Origin of the sequence: Synechococcus sp. MU1642, assembly GCF_020514115.1 — a bacterium.
GTDB lineage: Bacteria > Cyanobacteriota > Cyanobacteriia > PCC-6307 > Cyanobiaceae > Parasynechococcus.
This window is the reverse complement of the sequence record NZ_VTKZ01000006.1, coordinates 52,168-71,563: the sequence shown is the minus strand read 5'-3', so window position 1 is coordinate 71,563 and position 19,396 is coordinate 52,168. Positions and strand designations below refer to the sequence as shown.

The 19,396-nt window shown below is 59.4% G+C and carries 22 protein-coding genes; 9 read left to right on the top strand and 13 right to left on the bottom strand.

Features of this window, described 5'->3' with window-relative positions; translation table 11 throughout:
* Positions 1–10: 10 nt before the first annotated feature.
* Positions 11–1,261 (top strand): glycosyl transferase, encoded by a 1,251-nt coding sequence (locus tag FZZ85_RS07575; protein WP_226413887.1) that lies wholly within the window; start codon positions 11–13, stop codon positions 1,259–1,261.
* Between the two features lie 473 nt (positions 1,262–1,734).
* Complete coding sequence (locus tag FZZ85_RS07570; protein ID WP_226413766.1) at positions 1,735–1,980, top strand: DUF1830 domain-containing protein; 246 nt, start codon at positions 1,735–1,737, stop codon at positions 1,978–1,980.
* Positions 1,981–2,012: 32 nt separating this feature from the next.
* On the opposite strand, the gene urtE is transcribed toward FZZ85_RS07570, so the two are convergent.
* The 8 genes from urtE to ureE form a co-directional block, all read right to left on the bottom strand.
* On the bottom strand, positions 2,013–2,723 hold the full coding sequence (urtE, locus tag FZZ85_RS07565) for an urea ABC transporter ATP-binding subunit UrtE (protein ID WP_226413764.1): 711 nt from the start codon (positions 2,721–2,723) through the stop codon (positions 2,013–2,015).
* Positions 2,720–3,475: an urea ABC transporter ATP-binding protein UrtD gene (gene urtD / locus FZZ85_RS07560; RefSeq protein ID WP_226413762.1), complete on the bottom strand. Its 756-nt coding sequence runs from the start codon at positions 3,473–3,475 to the stop codon at positions 2,720–2,722. Before urtD ends, urtE begins: the two co-directional genes overlap by 4 nt.
* Complete coding sequence (urtC, locus tag FZZ85_RS07555; protein WP_226413760.1) at positions 3,472–4,599, bottom strand: urea ABC transporter permease subunit UrtC; 1,128 nt, start codon at positions 4,597–4,599, stop codon at positions 3,472–3,474. The genes urtD and urtC overlap by 4 nt, the downstream gene beginning before the upstream one ends.
* A gap of 4 nt (positions 4,600–4,603) precedes the next feature.
* Positions 4,604–5,758 (bottom strand): branched-chain amino acid ABC transporter permease, encoded by a 1,155-nt coding sequence (locus FZZ85_RS07550; RefSeq protein WP_226413758.1) that lies wholly within the window; start codon positions 5,756–5,758, stop codon positions 4,604–4,606.
* 93 nt (positions 5,759–5,851) lie between these two features.
* Positions 5,852–7,147, bottom strand: a complete 1,296-nt coding sequence (gene urtA, locus FZZ85_RS07545) for an urea ABC transporter substrate-binding protein (RefSeq protein WP_226413756.1) — start codon at positions 7,145–7,147, stop codon at positions 5,852–5,854.
* 118 nt (positions 7,148–7,265) lie between these two features.
* Positions 7,266–7,871 carry an urease accessory protein UreG gene (gene ureG, locus FZZ85_RS07540; protein ID WP_226413754.1) on the bottom strand — a complete coding sequence of 202 codons (606 nt, stop codon included), beginning with the start codon at positions 7,869–7,871 and terminating at the stop codon, positions 7,266–7,268.
* Entirely contained in the window at positions 7,871–8,542 is a 672-nt protein-coding gene (locus FZZ85_RS07535; RefSeq protein WP_226413752.1) for an urease accessory protein UreF, read from the bottom strand. Before FZZ85_RS07535 ends, ureG begins: the two co-directional genes overlap by 1 nt.
* Positions 8,539–8,991: an urease accessory protein UreE gene (gene ureE, locus FZZ85_RS07530; protein WP_226413750.1), complete on the bottom strand. Its 453-nt coding sequence runs from the start codon at positions 8,989–8,991 to the stop codon at positions 8,539–8,541. Before ureE ends, FZZ85_RS07535 begins: the two co-directional genes overlap by 4 nt.
* 105 nt (positions 8,992–9,096) lie before the next feature.
* Between ureE and FZZ85_RS07525 the strand changes: the two genes are divergently transcribed.
* The 7 genes from FZZ85_RS07525 to FZZ85_RS07495 all read left to right on the top strand — a co-directional run bounded on the left by FZZ85_RS07525 (position 9,097) and on the right by FZZ85_RS07495 (position 13,817).
* Positions 9,097–9,987: an urease accessory protein UreD gene (locus tag FZZ85_RS07525; protein ID WP_226413885.1), complete on the top strand. Its 891-nt coding sequence runs from the start codon at positions 9,097–9,099 to the stop codon at positions 9,985–9,987.
* 63 nt (positions 9,988–10,050) lie between these two features.
* On the top strand, positions 10,051–10,353 hold the full coding sequence (locus FZZ85_RS07520; RefSeq protein WP_226413748.1) for an urease subunit gamma: 303 nt from the start codon (positions 10,051–10,053) through the stop codon (positions 10,351–10,353).
* Between the two features lie 10 nt (positions 10,354–10,363).
* Complete coding sequence (locus tag FZZ85_RS07515; protein ID WP_114988750.1) at positions 10,364–10,684, top strand: urease subunit beta; 321 nt, start codon at positions 10,364–10,366, stop codon at positions 10,682–10,684.
* 3 nt (positions 10,685–10,687) lie between these two features.
* Positions 10,688–12,397 (top strand): urease subunit alpha, encoded by a 1,710-nt coding sequence (ureC, locus tag FZZ85_RS07510; RefSeq protein ID WP_226413746.1) that lies wholly within the window; start codon positions 10,688–10,690, stop codon positions 12,395–12,397.
* Positions 12,398–12,405: 8 nt separating this feature from the next.
* Positions 12,406–13,152, top strand: a complete 747-nt coding sequence (locus FZZ85_RS07505) for a type 1 glutamine amidotransferase (protein ID WP_226413744.1) — start codon at positions 12,406–12,408, stop codon at positions 13,150–13,152.
* A gap of 198 nt (positions 13,153–13,350) precedes the next feature.
* On the top strand, positions 13,351–13,518 hold the full coding sequence (locus tag FZZ85_RS07500; protein ID WP_226413742.1) for a DUF4278 domain-containing protein: 168 nt from the start codon (positions 13,351–13,353) through the stop codon (positions 13,516–13,518).
* A 146-nt stretch (positions 13,519–13,664) separates the two neighbouring features.
* Entirely contained in the window at positions 13,665–13,817 is a 153-nt protein-coding gene (locus tag FZZ85_RS07495; protein ID WP_370631155.1) for a hypothetical protein, read from the top strand.
* Positions 13,818–13,893: 76 nt separating this feature from the next.
* On the opposite strand, the gene FZZ85_RS07490 is transcribed toward FZZ85_RS07495, so the two are convergent.
* The 5 genes from FZZ85_RS07490 to FZZ85_RS12075 all read right to left on the bottom strand — a co-directional run bounded on the left by FZZ85_RS07490 (position 13,894) and on the right by FZZ85_RS12075 (position 19,388).
* A complete protein-coding gene (locus tag FZZ85_RS07490; protein ID WP_226413738.1) occupies positions 13,894–14,568 on the bottom strand; it encodes a DUF1028 domain-containing protein in 675 nt (224 codons plus the stop codon).
* The gene (locus FZZ85_RS07485) at positions 14,565–15,767 is read right to left on the bottom strand and encodes a Zn-dependent hydrolase (protein ID WP_255616080.1); all 1,203 of its coding nucleotides are present in this window, start codon (positions 15,765–15,767) and stop codon (positions 14,565–14,567) included. The genes FZZ85_RS07490 and FZZ85_RS07485 overlap by 4 nt, the downstream gene beginning before the upstream one ends.
* 181 nt (positions 15,768–15,948) lie before the next feature.
* Positions 15,949–17,973 carry an asparagine synthase (glutamine-hydrolyzing) gene (gene asnB / locus FZZ85_RS07480; RefSeq protein ID WP_226413734.1) on the bottom strand — a complete coding sequence of 675 codons (2,025 nt, stop codon included), beginning with the start codon at positions 17,971–17,973 and terminating at the stop codon, positions 15,949–15,951.
* A 9-nt stretch (positions 17,974–17,982) separates the two neighbouring features.
* Positions 17,983–19,098 (bottom strand): aspartate carbamoyltransferase, encoded by a 1,116-nt coding sequence (locus FZZ85_RS07475; RefSeq protein ID WP_226413732.1) that lies wholly within the window; start codon positions 19,096–19,098, stop codon positions 17,983–17,985.
* 161 nt (positions 19,099–19,259) lie between these two features.
* Entirely contained in the window at positions 19,260–19,388 is a 129-nt protein-coding gene (locus FZZ85_RS12075) for a hypothetical protein (protein ID WP_255616079.1), read from the bottom strand.
* Positions 19,389–19,396: the final 8 nt, after the last annotated feature.

Genomic DNA, 19,396 nt, shown 5'->3' with positions numbered 1-19,396 from the left:
CGAACACCACATGGATTTTCAGCAGGGCCTGATCAGCACAGTCCATGACTACAGCTTGGGCAATCTCGATGCAGTTGCCTTTAACCGGGAGCTGAATCAGCGACCCACCACCCTGCTGATCCCCTGCCTGATGGAGGAATTCAGCCGACCAGCCTTAGGCCTGATTCGAGACACACTCTCAGGCCTAAAGGGGCTCAACGAGCTGGTGGTGGCGTTGGCAGCCACCAGCGCCGAGGACGTCAAAGCGGCAGAAAAGTTTTTCGAAGGGATGCCCTTCCCCGTTCGGGTGCACTGGACCAACGGGCCTGCGGTTCGGGACTTACTCGAATCCGTTGGTGAACTGGGGCTCGACGTGACCGGACCACCGGGCAAGGGCTGGGCCGTTTGGCAGGGGCTCGGGGTGGCTTGCCAGGACGCTGAGGTGGTTGGCCTGTTCGATGCCGACATCAGAACCTTTGGATCGGCGTACCCAGAGCGCATGCTCCGTCCCCTGCTCGATCGCTCCCACGGCATTGCCTACGTAAAGGCGTTCTACAGCCGGCTATCCCTTGAAACCCAAGCGCTTCAGGGCCGGGCGACCCGTCTGTTTGTCGGCCCATTGTTAGCCAGCCTGGAACAGGTTTTCGGCCCCCTGCCCTACTTGGCATATCTTCAGTCATTCCGCTACCCCCTGGCTGGCGAATTCGCCTTCACCACCGATCTAGCGATGAATCTGCGGATCCCGTCAGACTGGGGACTGGAAGTTGGCCTGCTTTCTGAGGTGTATCGCCATGTGGCCTCCAGCCGAATCGCTCAAGTGGATTTGGGCTTGTTCGATCACAAACACAAGGAGCTGGGCCAGCAACCCAGCGAAGGCCTGCAGCGTATGGCGGGCGAAATTTTCGGCACGGTCTTACGCGGTCTGATGGAACATGAAGGCTGCGTGATGTCAATGGATCAACTACCAACACTAGAAGTGCTGTACCGGCGGGTTGGCGAGGATCGCGTGCGGCAATTCGGCCTTGATTCAGCGATCAATCGGTTGCCTTACGACCGCCATGGCGAAGAACTGGCTGTTCAAAACTTCGCCGGCCTTCTACGCCCCGGCTTGGCAAAACTGATGCAAGCGCCGATTGCCCATCAACTGCCTAGCTGGTCACGACTACGCAGCTGCAATTCAGCACTTCAAGCTGATCTGGCAGCAGCAGGACAGGCAGATCGCACATCTCTGAAACGGCCGAATCACAACCCACAGCGCTTGACCTCTGAGCTCGCTGCATAAAGCGAACGAGATCAAGTCTCAGCCCAACTGCTGCCGCTGACGCATTACCCAAACTGTTGCGGCACGCTGAGAATGCCATGCCTCAAGCAATTGTTTGGCTATCACCTGCAATGTCTGTGAATCGAGTGTTGATTCGATAGCCCGATTCATCCGCTCAACATCAAATTGCTGAGCAACACTCAGGCTGACTGATTTTTCAATTCTCAATCCACCAATATCGACATATCAATCATGCAAAAGCGGCAAAAAAGAACTGTTTCAACTGAAACGGAAACGCCGCCATATGCGACCACCCAAACCTCGGCCCACTGGTCGTGGTCCAAGGCTCTGGAAAAAAGTGGTCGTAGCTACAAAAGCTATCCGCTCTGTATCAACTCATCTATACCAAATCTAAAGGCGTGCTGATTCGGTGACCAATCAAACACTCCGCTTGCCTAGAGAACACGAGATTGACATGATTTCAAATGCTCAAAATGATTGAGTGTGTCTATCAAAACGACACCAGTCGGATGGTGATCGTTAAATGCATTGGCTCCGACCACTTCTATCGAGAGAAGGTGGTGATGCCCACAGAGGTCTTTTGGTTCGAAGCACCTCAAGATGCACGCTTGGAAATCTGGAAAATGTCGATGACAGGACAAATGCTCCATGTGCGTGCTGATGTGAGCGACTACGCCATGGCTGATGAACCTGCAAAAGAATCACTCTGGGCCAGCTGAACTGACCCAGTAGCAACCTACAAAGCGAAGCTCTAAACGCTCAAGAACTGGTCGACAACCGCCTGACTGAGTTCGCTGGTTGACCCACTGGCGACAATCCCGCCCCGTTGCATGGCGTAATAGCGCTCCGCCTGGCGAACGAAATGGAGATGTTGCTCCACCAACAACACCCCAATCCCGGTGTCGGCGATGATCCGCCGAACAGCAGCTTCAATATCCTGAACGATATTGGGCTGAATACCCTCGGTGGGCTCGTCCAACAGCAATAGCTTTGGTTTGCCGAGCAAGGCACGGGCAATAGCCAATTGTTGTTGCTGACCCCCACTCAAATCCCCGCCCTTGCGCGGTAGAAACTCCTGAAGAATCGGGAACAGCTCATAAACAAACGGATCGATGTGGCGATGCCGCGCCAATCCACCCGGCAACGCCTCCATCCCCAAAAGCAAGTTTTCTTCCACCGTGAGCTGGGGAATGATCTCTCGACCTTGGGGCACATAGCCAATCCCGGCCCGAGCGCGCTGATGGGGGGGCTGACGCTCCAGTTGAGCTCCATCGAACGCCATGGATCCGGAGCGGGGGCGTAACAAACCGATCAGTGATTTCAGCAGGGTGGTTTTGCCCACACCATTGCGGCCGATCAAACACACCATCTCGCCCGACTTCACGCTGAGATCAACATCCCGAAGAATGTGACTCTCACCGTAAAAGGTGTTGAGGCCTTGGATCTCCAGCAAATTCGTCATGGGTTCTCCTCCTCAGTGGTGCCGAGATAAACCTCAATCACACGAGGATCGGCCTGCACCTGATCCATCGTGCCCTCACAGAGAACATGACCCTGGTGCAGCACCGTCACCGGACTTTCAAGTCGCCGAATGAATTCCATGTCGTGCTCAATCACCAACACGGTGTGATCCCCCGCCAACGACTTGAGCAGATCTGCCGTTAGATCAGTCTCCTCATCCGTAAGCCCAGCCACCGGCTCATCCACCAGCAACAGGTCGGGATCCTGACCCACCAGCATGGCGATCTCAAGCCACTGCTTCTGGCCGTGGGACAACGACCCAGCAGCCCAATCGGAACGATTCTGCAGGTTAACGATGCTCATCAAGTGCTGAACACGGTCTCGCTGCTGCCCATTCAGGCCCCCTACCAGCAATGACCAGGGCTGCTTCGGCTGGCTCACGGCCAGAGCCAAATTCTCCTGAACGCTGAGCTTCTCAAAAACACGAGGGCTCTGAAACTTGCGGCCGATGCCGAAGCGCGCGATGCGGTGCTCGCGCGTTCCCACCAGAGAGCGTCCCTTGAACACCACATCCCCCTCAGTCGGAGCGGTCTTGCCGGTGATCACATCGAGGAAGGTGGTCTTACCAGCGCCATTCGGGCCGATCACCGCGCGCAGCTCCCCTGGCTGAAGGCTGAGGTTGAGATCGCGGAGCGCCAAAAAGCCATCAAAACTGACGGTGATTTGGCGCAATTCCAATAAAGCCATACTCATGACTGAACCTCTTCCTGACCTTCAAGATCGAGACGTGGATAGGTCTCACTCCGACGGGAAATGCCAAATCGGTTGAGCCAATTGCGAGGGCCATCACCTCGGAACCAACCAATGACGCCCTCAGGCAAGGCGGTCACCACGAGGATGAACAGGCCCCCTTGGATGAACAACCAACTCTGGGGGAGCGCTTCGCTCACCAAACTCTTGGCGTAGTTGATGACCACGGCGCCAAGAATGGCTCCCACAAGCGTGCCTCGACCACCAACCGCAACCCAGATCACCATCTCAATCGAGAAGGGAACAGTCATGTACTGCGGCGAAACAATGCCCGACTGAACGGTGTAAAGCGCACCACCGATTCCTGCCAAACCACCAGCAATAGCGAAGACGATCGTCTTGAACAGAGTTGGGTTGTAACCCGCAAAGCGCAGCCGGGGTTCGTCATCGCGAATGGCGATCAACACATCACCGAACCGTCCCCGCACCACCCAGCGCAGAAGCAGCCATGCCAGGATTACCACCACAGAGGTCAACCAGAAGAAGCCCCGCTGCATCTCGGGGGAACCCACCATCTGACCGAACAACTGGGTCACATCGGTTTTAAGACCGTTGGTGCCATTAATCAGCTTCTGCTGTCCGTTGAAGAAATTGAAGAAAACGAGCAGTGCGGCCTGGGTGAGGATCGAGAAGTAGACCCCCTTGATCCGGTTGCGGAACACGAGGTTGCCGAGCACAGCGGCCAGGACAGCTGGAACCAGCCAAATCGCCACCAGGGTGAACAACGGGGAATGGAAGGGCTCCCAGAACGCGGGCAACCGATTCACGCCATAAAGGCTGAAGAACTCGGGAATGCCGTTGGGAAGATCACCCGAGCTGTTCAACTGCAGGTACATGGCTGCCACGTAGCCGCCAAGGGCAAAAAAGATGCCCTGGCCGAGGCTGAGCAGACCGGTGAAGCCCCAGATCAAGTCGATGCCCAGGGCAACGATCGCCAGGGAGAGAAAGCGACCCAACAAATTCAGCCGAAACACCGGCAGAACAGCAGGCGCAGCAACGATGGCCGCAACGATCACCACCCAAAGGATGATCAAAGGCCAACGGCGTTGTTGAAATGCTTGGAACATCAGATCAAGCCTCCACCATGCGTCCCTTCTGCGGAAAGAGACCCGCGGGACGGAATTGAAGGAACACCACGATCAGAGCAAACACCATCACTTGAGCCATGCTCGTGGTGGCGAAGAAATTCACCGCACCGGCCAGAGGAGCCGGCATGTCAGGCCAAATCGTCAGCAGGCGACCAGCGCCGATCAGGTCGGTGAGCATGCCGATGGCGAAGGAGGCAAGCACAGTGCCCAACAGGTTTCCGACGCCGCCAAGCACCACCACCATGAAGCAGCCCACGATGTAAGACCCGCCCACATTGGGGCCCACCGATCCCAGCAGGGAAACAGCAACCCCCGCCACCCCGGCCAAACCGGAGCCGATGCCGAAGGTGAGCACATCAACGGTGTCGGTGGGGATGCCCAGGCAATCACTCATCGAACGGTTCTGGGTGACGGCACGAATGCGCATGCCCCACACGCTTTTGTTGAGGAACCACGTCACCCCAACCACAGCAACGATCGTGATCACGATGATCACCAGACGCGGCACAGGAAAGGTGATGTCTATGAATTCGATCCCACCACGCATCCATTTGGGTGCCGTCACATCCACGTTGCGTGATGTGGCTCGGGCGATGCGAGTGATTTGTGAGGCCAGGCCCCCCGCCAGCAGCACGCCTCCCAGGGCTGAAATAGCCCAACTCCCCGCACGCACCAAGCGTGCTCGAGGCCCCGCCAGCAGAGAGGAGGGAAGCAACAGCGGGAGGCCAAAGCCCAGCACCAGCGCCAGGATCAGGCCGGCGGCATGGGCCAGGGGAACACTCCGCACAAACTGCTGAAGAATCAAGCTGACACCCCAGGTCGCAAGCAACGTCTCCAGCGGGTTGCCGTAGAGCCGGCGAATCACGGTGCGTTCCAGCAGGATGCCGACCACACCACTAACGATGAAGGCCAGAGGAAGCGCGACCAGCACGTAGGCGTTGTAAACCGGCTGCAGCGCAGGCAGCTTGAAGATCAGCTGTACCACGTAGGTGGTGTAGGCCCCAAGCATGATCAGCTCGCCATGGGCGAGGTTGATCACGCCCATGAGGCCGAAGACAATGGCCAGTCCGAGGGCGGCCATCAGCAGCACCGAGCCGATGGCAACACCGTTGAACAGGCTTTCGAGAAGCAGTTGCACGGACGTGTGAAACGAGGCGATCAATGAAACGACGAAAGGAGGAGCCCGTCACCGGGCTCCTCCCTGAAGAGCAATCAGGCTGTGATCAAAGGATCAGAGCTTGTATTTCTCGCCTTTTGCAGCGTCGGTCCAATCGCAAGCAAAGCCCTTGGAGCTGGGCTCGAACTGGTTCCAGGCCTGAGGAGCAACGGGACCGTCAGTGGATTCAAGAATCTTGAACTGACCATCGGTACCGATTTCTCCAATCAAAACTGTCTGAGAAAGGTGATGGTTGGGCATCACCTTCACAGGACCCTGAGGAGCATCAAATTCAATTCCAACCAAGGCTTCACGAACCTTGTCGTCATCAAAAGTGCCTGCCTTCTCAACAGCAGCCTTCCACAGATAAACCATGTTGTAAGCAGACTCCTGTGGGTCTGCGACAACAGCTCCAGGATCCTTTGTGAACTTCTTGTAGTTCTCAGCGAAAGTCTTGGAAGCAGGCGTATCGATCGACATCATGTAGTTCCAAGCACCGTAATGGCCCTCAAGGAACTCAGTTCCGATGTCCTTAATCTCACTTTCCGCGATGGAGTAACTCATCACGAAGTAGCCATTATCAGGGGTGATGCCGGCGTCCTGGATCTGCTTAAAGAAGGCAACGTTCTGGTCGCCGTTCAGGGTGTTGACGATCACACCGCCGTCGGGCAGAGCCTTCTTGATCTTCGCAATGATGGGAGCAACCTCAGTGTTGCCCAGGGGCAGATAGTCCTCACCGACCACTTCACCACCCAAGGACTTGAGCTGTTCCTTGGTGATGGTGTTGGAGGTGCGGGGGAAGACGTAGTCAGAACCCACGAGGAAGAATGGCTTGCCAGCGGCAGGCGACTTCTCATACATGAACTTGGTGGCAGGCTCCGACTGCTGGTTCGGAGTTGCACCGGTGTAGAAGATGTTGTTGGAACACTCCTGACCCTCGTACTGAATCGGGTAGTAGAGGAAGGCGTTCTTCGACTCGTAGACAGGCAGCATGGCCTTGCGGCTGGCGGAGGTCCATCCACCGAACACCACAGGAACCTGATCCTGATCAATCAGCTTCTTGGACTTCTCAGCAAAGGTGGGCCAATCGGAAGCACCGTCTTCGACGATGTACTCAATCTTGTAGCTCTTGCCGTCGACCTCGACGCCACCAGCGGCATTGATCTCAGCGATCGCCATTTTTTCGGTCTCCGCCAAGGTGGTCTCGGAGATCGCCATGGTGCCTGACAGAGAGTGCAGGATTCCGACGGTGACGCTGTCGTCGTAGTCAACGTTGGCAGCCTTGTCATCGCCACCGCATGCGGTCACTGCAAGACCCAGCGATGCCGCGGCCATGCCAGCAAACAGACGCTTGGAAAGAGGGGTGCTCATGAAATGAAGGGGCACTTAAAGCTTGGACGTACGAAACGTCCTGAAATTCGACCATCGCTACAGGAGGGGATTTGAAATGTCGCAACGAGAACACTTTTGACCCCAAAAGCTTGTGTTTTCATGATTTTGGTAGCTGTTGCAACAAGAACACCACCACCTGCTCCAGACCTTCACCGCTGTGGAGATTGGTGAAACACCAGGGCCGCTCGCCACGCATCCGCAGGGTGTCCTGTTCCATCACCGAAAGATCGGCACCGACCTGGGGAGCAAGATCAATCTTGTTGATCACCAGCAGATCAGAGCGGGTGATGCCTGGGCCTCCCTTGCGAGGGATCTTGTCGCCAGCTGCCACGTCGATCACATAAATGCAGAGATCCACCAGTTCCGGGCTGAAGCTCGCCGCCAGGTTGTCGCCACCGCTTTCAACCAGAACAAGATCCAGATCAGGGAATTGCGCCTCCAGCTCTGCCACGGCGGCTCTGTTGATCGAGCAGTCTTCGCGGATCGCCGTGTGAGGGCAACCACCGGTCTCCACCCCACGGATCCGCTCTGGATCCAGGGCACCGGCACGGGTAAGGAACTGGGCATCCTCTTGGGTGAAGATGTCATTGGTGACCACCGCGAGCTGCAGGTCGTCGCGTAAGCGGCGACAGAGCGCCTCCACCAGTGCGGTCTTGCCAGATCCCACAGGACCCGCCACCCCCAGGCGTAGTTTGCTGCTCATCAGCTTCGAAACAGGCGTGAATACAGCTCAGCATGGGCAAGCTGAGCCATGCCCGCACCCACACCGCTGCTCCAGAGCTGCTGCGGATCGGCCGCCTGAAGCAGCTGCGCTTGCGAGGCAATCAGCGGCAGCAGCTGTTGTTGCAGCACCTGTGCTCGAGATGGACCCAACGGCAGCAGCCGCACCGAGGCACTGAGCTGATTGGCAACCCAGCCGTAGAGGTACCCCTCCACCATGTCTCCCGCTGGAACCGACAAGCCCACAGCGGCCCAGGCCCAGGCCGCTGGCCAGCTAAGGGCCACAGGTTCAGGCAGGTCCTGACCCATATCAGACATCAACTGCAGCAGCGACATCCCCATCTGACGCTGCTGAGCTCGCAACTCCGCGGCTTCACGGGTGGCCAACAGCCAACCATCCAGATCGATCAAACGCGCCTTGGCCGCAACATCAGCCTGGGTTGACCACCCCACCAAAGCCTCCGCAAAAGGCCTTAACGCCGCAGCTTCCAGCCGTACCGCACCCCGTTGCAGTTCAGCCTCCAACCAAGCTTGAATGGCCTGCTCATCGGCGATGGATCCCGCCTGAATCAACACCTCCAGGCCCTCTGAATAACTGAATGCACCCACAGGCAGGGCCGGGCTAACCAGTTGCAACAACGCGAGGGAAGTCATCCGTGCTCATGGCCTCCGTAGGCGCCGCCCTCGGGGGCAAACGGCTGCAGACAACGGCTGACCGTCAATCCACGCCCTTCCAGCATCGTGGCGAGAACAGAATCCTCAGGGAGCAACAGCTCTTGCTCATGCAGCTCCAGAGCGACATGGCGATTGCCCAGGTGATAAGCCGCCTGCAACAGCTCCAGGGGATGCGACCCCTGCACCCGCAGCAATGCTTCCGGCGCTGCCGTCACCTCCACAACGGTCGAACCGGACTGATCCCCCAGCAAATCACCAGGCTGCAGCGATCCCTCACGGGGCAACTGCAGCAGCACCGGACGACCACAGGAAGTGGTGCGACGACCACGCAGCACCGTGCGCTCCTCGGCCGTTAACGGCAACTGCAGGGTTGCCTTGACACTGCTGCTCTGCAGGCGCTGCCCCAGCACGACAACCACATCCGTCACCTGCGCCTCCTGTCCAGTTCCTTTAAGAAAGCGTGCCGATCAATCACCCACTCTTTGGTGTGCATTGCTACATAGTCGAAGCCGGTGGCGGCGGAGCGTGAGGCCATGCAACGTCTTGATCCCTGGCACGGCCGCTGCGACCTGCAGTTTCATGCCACCAACGGCAGCACCCGACACCAGGGGGGCTGCACAGCTCCGTTCAAGTTGCTCCGCAGTGAACGCGGTGATGACGGACGCTGTGAGCTGCCGGTGCTGCATACCGCTGGAGGCCTGGTGGGCGGCGATCAACTCAGCCTGGACATCAAACTTGAAGCGAACAGCTGCGGCCTGATCACCAGCGTGGCGGCGCAGAAGGTGTACGGGTCGATCGGCCGCAGCCGCCTGCAACCCGAGGGTTGCTTTGCCCATCAACAGGTGCGCTGCTCGCTAGCCAGCGGCAGTGATCTCGAATGGCTGCCGCAGGAACTGGTGCTGTACGCCGATGCCTTATTCGAGCAGCAGCTGACGGTGACCCTGCCCCAGGACGCCTCCTTTCTCAGCGCAGAGATCGTGCGCTTAGGCAGAACGGCCGCCGGTGAAACCCTGGAGCAGGGACGGTGGCAGTCGAGCCTCACGATTCAGCGCCTCGCGGCCAATAGCTCAACCTGGGAGCTAGCGGATCGTGTGGAACTCGGCAGCGCCAGCATGAACAGTCCACACGGGTTGGGAGGCTCCCCGGTTTTCGGAACACTGGTTTGGGCCGCACCCATGGCCATGAGTGCCGAAACATCGGTAACGCTGCTGGAGGGAGCACGGGCCGACCGAGAGGGTCTGACGGGAACGATGCGCTGCGGTGCCCTCAATCAGGGCCTGATCGCTCGCTATTCCGGCGATTCGAGCCGCGATGCCCGCTTTTGGTTCAGTCGAATCTGGGAACGGACGCGAACGCTCCGGGGCCTGACACGGCCTCGCATCCCCAGGGTCTGGCCCCTGCAGGAACAGCCTCTGCGCCGATAAACGTCCACTGTGAACGCTTCCGAGGCTGCAGCGGAGACACACTGAAGAAGACCGAGCTTCGCCATGCATCTCAGTCCCCAGGAAAAGGACAAGCTCCTGATCGTGACCGCGGCACTTCTTGCCGAGCGGCGCTTGAACCGTAGCCTCAAGCTCAACCACCCCGAAGCGGTGGCCTGGCTGAGTTTTCTGGTGTTGGAAGGCGCCCGTGACGGCAAGAGCGTGGCGGAGCTGATGCAGGAAGGCACCACCTGGCTGCGTCAGGACCAGGTAATGGAGGGCGTGCCCGAGCTCGTCCATGAGGTGCAGATCGAAGCCGTCTTCCCCGATGGCACAAAGCTCGTCACCCTGCACGACCCGATTCGCTGAGGCAGAACCCATGGCACCTCTCATTCCAGGCGAACTGCTTCCCGAACCGGGTGAACTAGAGCTGAATGCAGGCCGACCCGTCACCACGCTGAGCGTCTCCAACAGCGGCGACCGGCCAGTGCAGGTGGGCTCCCATTTCCATTTTGCCGAAGCCAACGCCGCCCTGCAGTTCGACCGGACCGCAGCCCGCGGTCAACGGCTCGACATCCCCGCCGGCACCGCCATCCGCTTCGAACCCGGCGACAGTCGCGATGTGAACCTGATTCCCTTCGCCGGTGCGCGACGCGTCATTGGCTTCAACGGCCAGATCAACGGACCCCTCGACGCCTGACCCATGCCCTACCGCATTTCCCGCCAGGCCTACGCCGAGACCTATGGACCCACCACCGGAGACAGACTTCGTCTGGCCGACACCGATCTGATCCTTGAAGTCGAGAAGGACTACACCGTCTACGGCGATGAGGTGAAGTTCGGCGGCGGCAAGGTGATCCGCGACGGCATGGGCCAGTCCCAGACCCCTCGGGCCGAGGGCGCCGTCGACACAGTGATCACCAATGCCCTGATCCTCGACTGGTGGGGCATCGTCAAAGCCGATGTCGGCCTCAAGGACGGCCGGATCGTCGGCATCGGCAAAGCCGGCAACCCCGACACCCAGGAAGGGGTAACGATCGTGGTGGGCCCAGGCACCGAAGCCATCGCCGGGGAAGGACACATCCTCACGGCCGGTGGCATCGATACCCACATCCACTTCATCTGCCCCCAGCAGATCGAAACGGCCCTGGCCAGCGGCGTCACCACCCTGATGGGAGGCGGCACCGGACCGGCCACGGGCACAAATGCCACCACCTGCACCCCCGGCGCCTTCCACATCGGGCGGATGCTCCAGGCCGCTGAAGGCCTGCCGGTGAACCTGGGCTTTTTCGGCAAAGGCAACGCCAGCACCCCGGAAGCCCTGGAAGAACAGGTGCGCGCCGGCGCCTGCGGCCTGAAGCTGCACGAAGACTGGGGCACCACGCCCGCCTCCATCGATGCCTGCCTATCTGTGGCCGATCGGATGGATGTTCAGGTGTGCATCCACAGCGACACCTTGAATGAAGCCGGCTTCGTGGAAGACACGATCGCGGCGATTAAAGGGCGCACCATCCACACCTTCCACACCGAAGGCGCCGGCGGTGGCCATGCCCCGGACATCATCAAGATCTGCGGCGAGGCCAACGTGCTGCCGAGCAGCACCAACCCCACCCGGCCCTACACCCGCAATACGCTCGAGGAGCACCTCGACATGCTGATGGTGTGCCACCACCTCGACCCGAAGATCCCCGAGGACGTGGCCTTCGCTGAATCACGGATCCGGCGCGAAACGATCGCCGCAGAAGACATCCTTCACGACCTGGGCGCCTTCTCGATCATCGCCAGCGACTCCCAGGCCATGGGCCGCGTGGGCGAGGTGATCACCCGCACCTTCCAGACCGCCCACAAAATGAAGGTGCAGCGTGGTGCCCTGCCAGAAGACTCCGCTCGCAACGACAACCACCGGCTGAAGCGCTACATCGCCAAGGTGACGATCAACCCAGCGTTGGCCCACGGCATCAGCTCCGAAGTGGGGTCGATCGAGACCGGCAAGCTCGCCGATCTCGTGCTGTGGAAGCCGGGCTTCTTCGGCATTCGCCCGGAACTCGTGGTGAAGGGCGGTTCAATCGTCTGGGCCCAGATGGGCGACGCCAACGCCTCGATTCCCACCCCCGGCCCCGTGCACGGTCGACCGATGTTTGGAGCCTTCGGCAAAGCCCTCGCCCCCAGTTGTCTCACCTTCGTGAGCGAAGCGGCGATGGATGCAGACATCCAACGCCAGCTGGGGCTGGAGCGCACCTGCATGGCGGTGAAGGAAACCCGCAGCGTCGGCAAGAGCGCCCTCAAGCTGAATTCAGCCCTCCCCAAGGTGAGCGTGGACCCGCAGACCTACGAGGTGTTTGCCGACGGCGAACTGCTGACCTGCGAGCCCGCTGAAGTGCTACCCCTCGCCCAGCGCTATCTGCTGCTTTGAGCCCCACGATGTTGGTGGTCCAACACGTTGACCACGAAGACGCCGCACTGGTGGGAGAACTGGCGCGGCAACGGGACCTGACACTCGAGATTCTGAGGCCTGGACGTGGTGACCCGCTGCCGGATCCCAGGGCGAGTAAGAACAGCATCGCGCTTGTGCTCGGCGGCCCGATGAGCGTGAACGATCGCAACCAACCGGGCATGGACTGGTTGCGGCAGGAACTGGACTGGCTTACTGCATGGCACCAGCAACGCCGACCGGTGCTGGGCATCTGCCTGGGGGCGCAGCTGTTGGCTGTCGCCGCGGGCGGATCCGTGCAACCCCTGCAGGTGGGAGCACCACCACATCAGCTGAAGGAACTGGGCCTCGGCGCAATCCACTGGGTCGCAGATCCAAGCGACGCAGCTCTGCTCAAGGGACAATCAAGCAGCAGCTTGGTGCTGCATTGGCATAGCGATCGCATCCAACTGCCGGCTGATGCAACCCTGCTGGGTTCTTCGCTGCACTGTGCGGAACAAGTGTTTCGCATCGGAGCCCACGCCATTGGCCTGCAATGCCACCTCGAGGTCGACGGTGATGCGCTTGAGCGCTGGATCGCCAACGACCACGACTATGTGGTGAGTGCCTTAGGACCTGAAGGACCCGTGCGTCTGAGCCGGGACTGGCGCAGGCTGGGCCCCACGCTCCAGGAACAAGGCCGAGACTTCTTCAATGCTGCGCTCGATCAGCTGATTGAGATCAGCAAAGTCAGCTAATTCCTACGGACAAAGATAAACAAAACCAAAAACTTTTCTGAAGAGGTATCAACCCGAACACCACTTTGTAAACCGCGGGAGCTTCAATATTTTCGTAGCAACAGCTACCGATCGTTCACTTCGCATCGCGCGAAGCGCAGTTCGCCTCAGGCCATGGAACGGGGACCTGAGCTTGCTTCGAGGACCATCTCAATGACAATGACCACCCTTCTCTATCGCGGCCATCAGTACCAGCAAAACAACGCCACTCAGGGCAAGCCCAGTGTGCAGCTGGTCTACCGCCGCAACGTTTACCAAGCCCGCCAAATCAACACCCACCGCACTCCGGTGCAGCTCGTATACCGCGGGGTGGGCTACACGCGCTAGAGCAACTACTCAATCTGTAGCAACTCGAACATTCCACTTGCACGAATTGAGGCGTAATAGATCCAGCTTCAGCAACGACGTTGGATCTCATCACTACTCGCCTCGACCAAGGTCTCGTACAGGTGAATCCCTCCAGCGTCCATGGCGTGTTCTGGCTGCAAACGCACTTTCCAGCTCAAGACTGGGATGCCCTGCTGTCTGGACAAGCAGCCTTTGGCATGGATTGCATCGACGATCTGATCAGTGATGCACGCGAAGCTGGATTAAAAGTTGAGTGGGAAGCTTCCGTCCCCAGCTGAACTCACTTGAATTCAAAAAATCCCTGCATACGGTCGTGTGCGGGGATTTTTTAATGGGACAAACGAAAGTGAATGCTCAAGCCACCAAGCGGTTGAGCATGGGCAATTCAGACAGTTCATCCCTCCACTGCTGGGCCCAAAGATCCTGACTGCGCTCGTACACCTCCATCAACTGCTCCACAGCGCGCTCGTGAAAATCAACGCGCAGATCCAACAGCGGGAACGCAGCTTCGCCGCTCACCTGCACAGCCGCTGAGGTGCAGAGGTTGGAACGGTGATCACCGCCAGCCGCTTCCCCAGCTTGAAGAGCCATCATCAGGCGACGGCCCAGTTTCAAGCTGGGGTCGCTGGTGAGGAAGGCTTGCTGCATAGCCGCCAACACGGCCTCTTCCGCCAAACAATTGCCAGCAACGGAGAGGTCACGCTGATGGCGATGCCCTGCCCAAGAGCCACAATCCTGCCCCGTCCAACAGGCCGTGCGACCGTCCAGGTCAATCAGGTGAAACTGACGCCGATCACGGTGCTGATCATCCGCGAGAAGGCTGGCCAGAACGCTCTCTGCATCCGAACTCTGCTCCAGACGCTCCAGGCCACAAATCCCCAAATACGGATTGGTGTGGGCCTGGGTGGCAACAGCACCAACCCCCGCACGGATGTGGGGGACGGTGGATCCAACTGCCATATGGCAGGTGGCCACACCCACACCAAAACGACCGTTGTTGGGATCACGGGCCAGGATTGAAAAGGTCACGGCAGGTGACGGTCGAGCCGCAGCAACGTTTCCAGCAGCACCGCGGTACCTGCACAGCACTGCTCATCGCTGGTGAACTCTGCAGCAGAATGACTCAAGCCCCCCTTGCTGGGCACAAAAATCATGCCCATCGGCCAGCGACGGCCGACCTCCTGGGCATCGTGGCTGGCTCTGCTGGGGAGATGGCTGTGGGACAGGCCGAGATCGGCTGCGACCTCAGTGATCGTGGCCAGTACCACAGCATCAGCAGGGGTGGGGTCAACGCTGAACTGGGGATCCACCGCAATGGGACAGCCCGTTTCAGCACCGATGCGTTCCACCTGCTGCATCAACTCCTCCACCAACTGATCAAGAACGGTCGGATCAACATCCCTCAGGTCAACCGTCAGGGCGACAGCGCCGGGGACAACATTGGCTGCATTAGGCCAAACCTCAAGTCGACCAACAGTCGCCACCGGATCTCCGGGATGACGGGAAGCCATGGCTTCGACGGCAAGAACAAGACGCGAGGCCGCCACGAGGGCGTCCTGTCGCAGCCCCATCGGTGTCGTACCGGCGTGGTTGGCCTGGCCCTGCACCTTGATGCTGAACCGACGCTGACCGACAACACCCTCCACAACACCAATGGCATCACCGCGTTGCTCGAGAACACCGCCCTGCTCAACATGCAACTCCAGGAAGGCGGCATAGGCCTCATCGGAGCGTCGGGCCGAGGCCAAGGAGGGCCAATGCCCGCCGATGCGCGCCAGATTGTCCTGAATCGGCTGGCCATTGCTGGTGGCAAAACTCTCCGGGTCATCGGAGGCCGTGCCCGTCAAACCTTTGCAGCCCACCATGGTCGACTCCTCGTCGGCAAAGGCGATCAACTCGATTCCATGACGCAGGCGCAGGCCCTGGTCTTGAAGAGCGCGGCAGACTTCCAGACCGGCCAACACTCCCAGAGCCCCATCAAAACGTCCACCAGTAGGAACCGTGTCGAGGTGAGACCCGGTGACCAAGGCAGGACAATCGGGATCAAGGCCTTCAAAGCGTCCGATCAAGTTGCCAGCAGCATCGACACGCACCTGCATGCCGAGCTGCTTCATCCAATGGGCCAGCAACTCACGGCCCTGCACATCCTCAGGCGAGAACCCGCGTCTACAAACGCTGCCATCGGGCTTGGCACCAATGCTGGCCAGCTGCTCAATCGTTGCAATCAAACGATCACGGTTTGGTCGCGCAGCAAATTTGCTTGGCTCGCTCTCGGTTGCGGGTTTAGTCGGAGAAGCCGAGATGAGCGTGGGCAATGCCGTGACCTTCGTTTCAAACGGGGATCAATATTCACCCGAAAACCCGCGGAGCCTTGTAGCTAGCGCAACGATTTAATCCTGACCAAAGAATTCAAACGGGCATCAGCACCCGCCAGCCCAGACGGTCAGCCTCCCGACGGGCCAGGGCTGGCACGTCTTCGGCCACAAACATGCGGTGCAGCATCTGCACACCCAGCAGGTGGTTTATCACCGCATCCATCTGCACACGCTCCGCATCAGTGGTAGCCGGGTCCTCGTGACGCGCAAACAATGCATGCACTCCGGCTTTGCTCAACAAACCAGCGGCATCGATCACCTCATCACTGAGGTAGTCGTCGGCGAGCTGCTTCATCTGCTCCCACTTCTCAGGCTCAGTGTGGGCTGGCGGCGCCATGAAGGCGAACTTCTCACGCCGGTACAACACCTCCGGCAACAGGCCCGCCATGGCTTCCCGCAGCACGTATTTCTCGGTTTTCCCCTTGATCCGCAGTTCGGGCGGCACCTGCACCGCCACTGCTGCCAGATGATGATCCAGGAAGGCTGGTCGGGCCTCCATGGAATTGGCCATGTCGACCCGGTCGCCACCCCAGGTGAGGATCTGGCCCTCCAGCATGGTCTTGATCCAGACGTACTGGGCCTTATCCAGGGCATGGCGCCCGTCCAGTTGATCCGCATCCAGTTGCTCGGCAATCGCCTTGCCCGGGGAGTAATCCTTCAGGGCTTCGGCATGGGACTGCGCCAGAAGCTCAGGCACCAAGGGCGCGCAGGCCAGCCACGGCTGCAGACAGCTGGGGGTGAAGCCGACGACCGCATCGAGATCGGGATCATCCACCTGGTTTTCAGCCAGCATCGCCCCTTGAACCAGGGCATTGGACTGCTGCAAAAGGCTTTCCCAGCTGGCGCGCTCCTCCGGCGGCAGGTCATCCAAACCGTGCAGGAACATGTCGCGGCGAAAGGCGGGATAGCCGCCGAACAGCTCATCTGAGCCTTCACCGGTCATCACAACTTTGTAGTCCACATCGTTGACGTGGCGGCTCATCAAGAACTTCGCCACCGCCAAGGTGTTGTAGATCGTTCGCTCGGCGTGCCAGATGGTGCGCTCCATATGGCCATAGAGCTCCTGGCCCGAAAGACGCATCAGATCCTGCTCAGCCCCCGTGGCCTCGGCCATCTCCCGGGCGATCGGCGACTCGTCGTAACGAGCGTCATCAAATCCAATCGTGAACGCCTTCACCGGTGCCTGGCTGACGGCTGACGCCAAGCCGAGGATCGAACAGCTGTCGATGCCGCCGGAGAGGTAACAACCCACGGGCACGTCGGCCACCATGCGCAGCTCAACGGCCTCCAGCAACGCCGCACGAACGGCAGCGATGTGCTCGGCCTCAGTTCGGTTGGAGTCCCGCTCGTCTTTACGCGGAAAGTCGACATCCCAGTAGGTGGACTCCGATACCTCCAGCCGCCCACTCACCCGTTGCACCTTCAGCACATGGCCGGGCTTCACCTGGTGCACCCCCGCAAAGGCTGTGGTGCCGGGGACCATGGTCTGCATCAACTGGTGAAAGAGACCTTCCGAGGTGAAGCGTCGCTCCACCGCCGGATGGGCGAAGAGCACCTTCAACTCGGAACCGAACACCAGCCCCTCGGGCGTCATCGCCCAGTACTGCGGTTTGATGCCGAAGCGATCCCGCACTAGGTAGAGGCAGTCCTCTGCCCGATCAAACAAGGCGAAGGCGAACTCACCGCGCAACAGAGGCAGGGTCGCCTCTAACCCCTGGCGTTGGTAGAGCCGAAGCAGGATCTCTGAATCACTCTTGCTGCTGAAGCGCACCCCCTGGGCGGTGAGGTCAGCCCTGATGCGCTGGAAGTCGTAAAACTCACCGTTGTGGGCCATCAGCACCTCACCGTCATCTGTGAGGAAGGGCTGCCGAGCCCGCGACTCGTTCAGGTCAATGATCGAAAGGCGCGCATGGCAGAAGCCGACGCCAGCCTGATCGAGCACCTCAACCCCGAAGCCGTCGGGCCCGCGATGGGCCTGGATCGCCGCCATGTTGACCAGCAGCTGGCGATCCACCGTCTGTTGACGATCTGCATTAAAAACACCTCCGATTCCGCACATCAGATCGCCTCAGATCACATCCATCACGCGTTCGGCCCGATCCACCATGCAGGTGAGCAGGGCCATCCGCAGGAACACGGCTCCCCTGGCCTGACTGAAATACCAGTTGTGGGGCGTGTCATCCAGGCAGGTGCTGAGTTCCGCTCCCCGCGCCAAGGGATGGAGCACAATCGCCTCCGGTTTAAATGGCATGTCGCGGGTGAGGCGAAATCCTCCGCCGTGCACTTCATAGGAATCACCCACCCAGGCGATGGCGTTGATGTAAACGACATCCAAGTCGGGCACTTCAGCCTGCAGATCGGTGCTGGAGCGCACCTTCATCCCACACGCTTCAAGCTCCTCCAACTGTCCTGGGTCGAACAGCGGCTGATCCGGCTCCAACCCGGGGGCGTGAATTACTACCACCTCGTCCACCGTCTGCGGGAATTTGGCCAGGATCCTCAACAGGGAGCGAACCGTTCGCATCCGCGAGGGAATCCCGACGATCCCAATTCGAATCCGATCTGCAGGTGCCACGTCCAACTCAGCGAGCTGGGGACGCCACTTGAAGATTGTGTAGAGATCGGCCATCGCCTGGGTGGGATGCTCATCGATCCCATTTCCAGCATTGATGATCGGGATCCGAAGGGTGGACGTCATTGCATAAACGGCACCGGGATCGCTATCCCGAAGCACCACACAATCGCCATAGTTGTTGAACATATGGGCGACATCTTCGAGAGACTCGCCCTTGGCAATCCCTGTGGTGGCCCTATCGGTGATGTTGATGGAGGTACCGCCGAGTCGGTGCCAGGCACTGTCAAAAGACAGCCGGGTCCGCGTGCTTGGTTCGTAAAACGCGTTGATCAGAATCTTGCCGGTGAGTGGCGTGTTGTGACGGCAATAGCGATCTGGATTGCTCTCAAACTTCGCCGCCAGGCGAAACACCTGCAACAAAGCCTCGGGGCGAAACGGTTGGATCGACACCACGTGCTGATCCACCAAATCCTTCAAAGGCTCAACGTCTTCGGCAATCGCAGCCAACAGCTCCTGAGGTTGGTTCTGCCCGTAGACATCGGGCCCCATCGGCTCAAACCGAATCTGGACCGACGACGCGTCCACAACTGCTGATTTGGCCTGTGCCATAGCGGAATCGGATCAACACCCTGTTTGCCAGACCGAGTGCTAGAGCCAGGAACAACATCTTTCACCGGTAACAACAACCACACTCCTGCGTCCACGAAGAACCAGCTTCTTAAGCAAAGATCCGGAAAAAATGTTCAGCTGGTTACTAACACTTGCAGGCGTCACCACACACGATCATTCCGCCACTCCACCCACCAAATCAGCAGCAACACAAGCACCGACAGCACCAGGGCGAACTGACTGGCAACCAGCAGAAACTGAAAGCCAGATAGACCAACGAGGCCGGCCATCAAAGGAA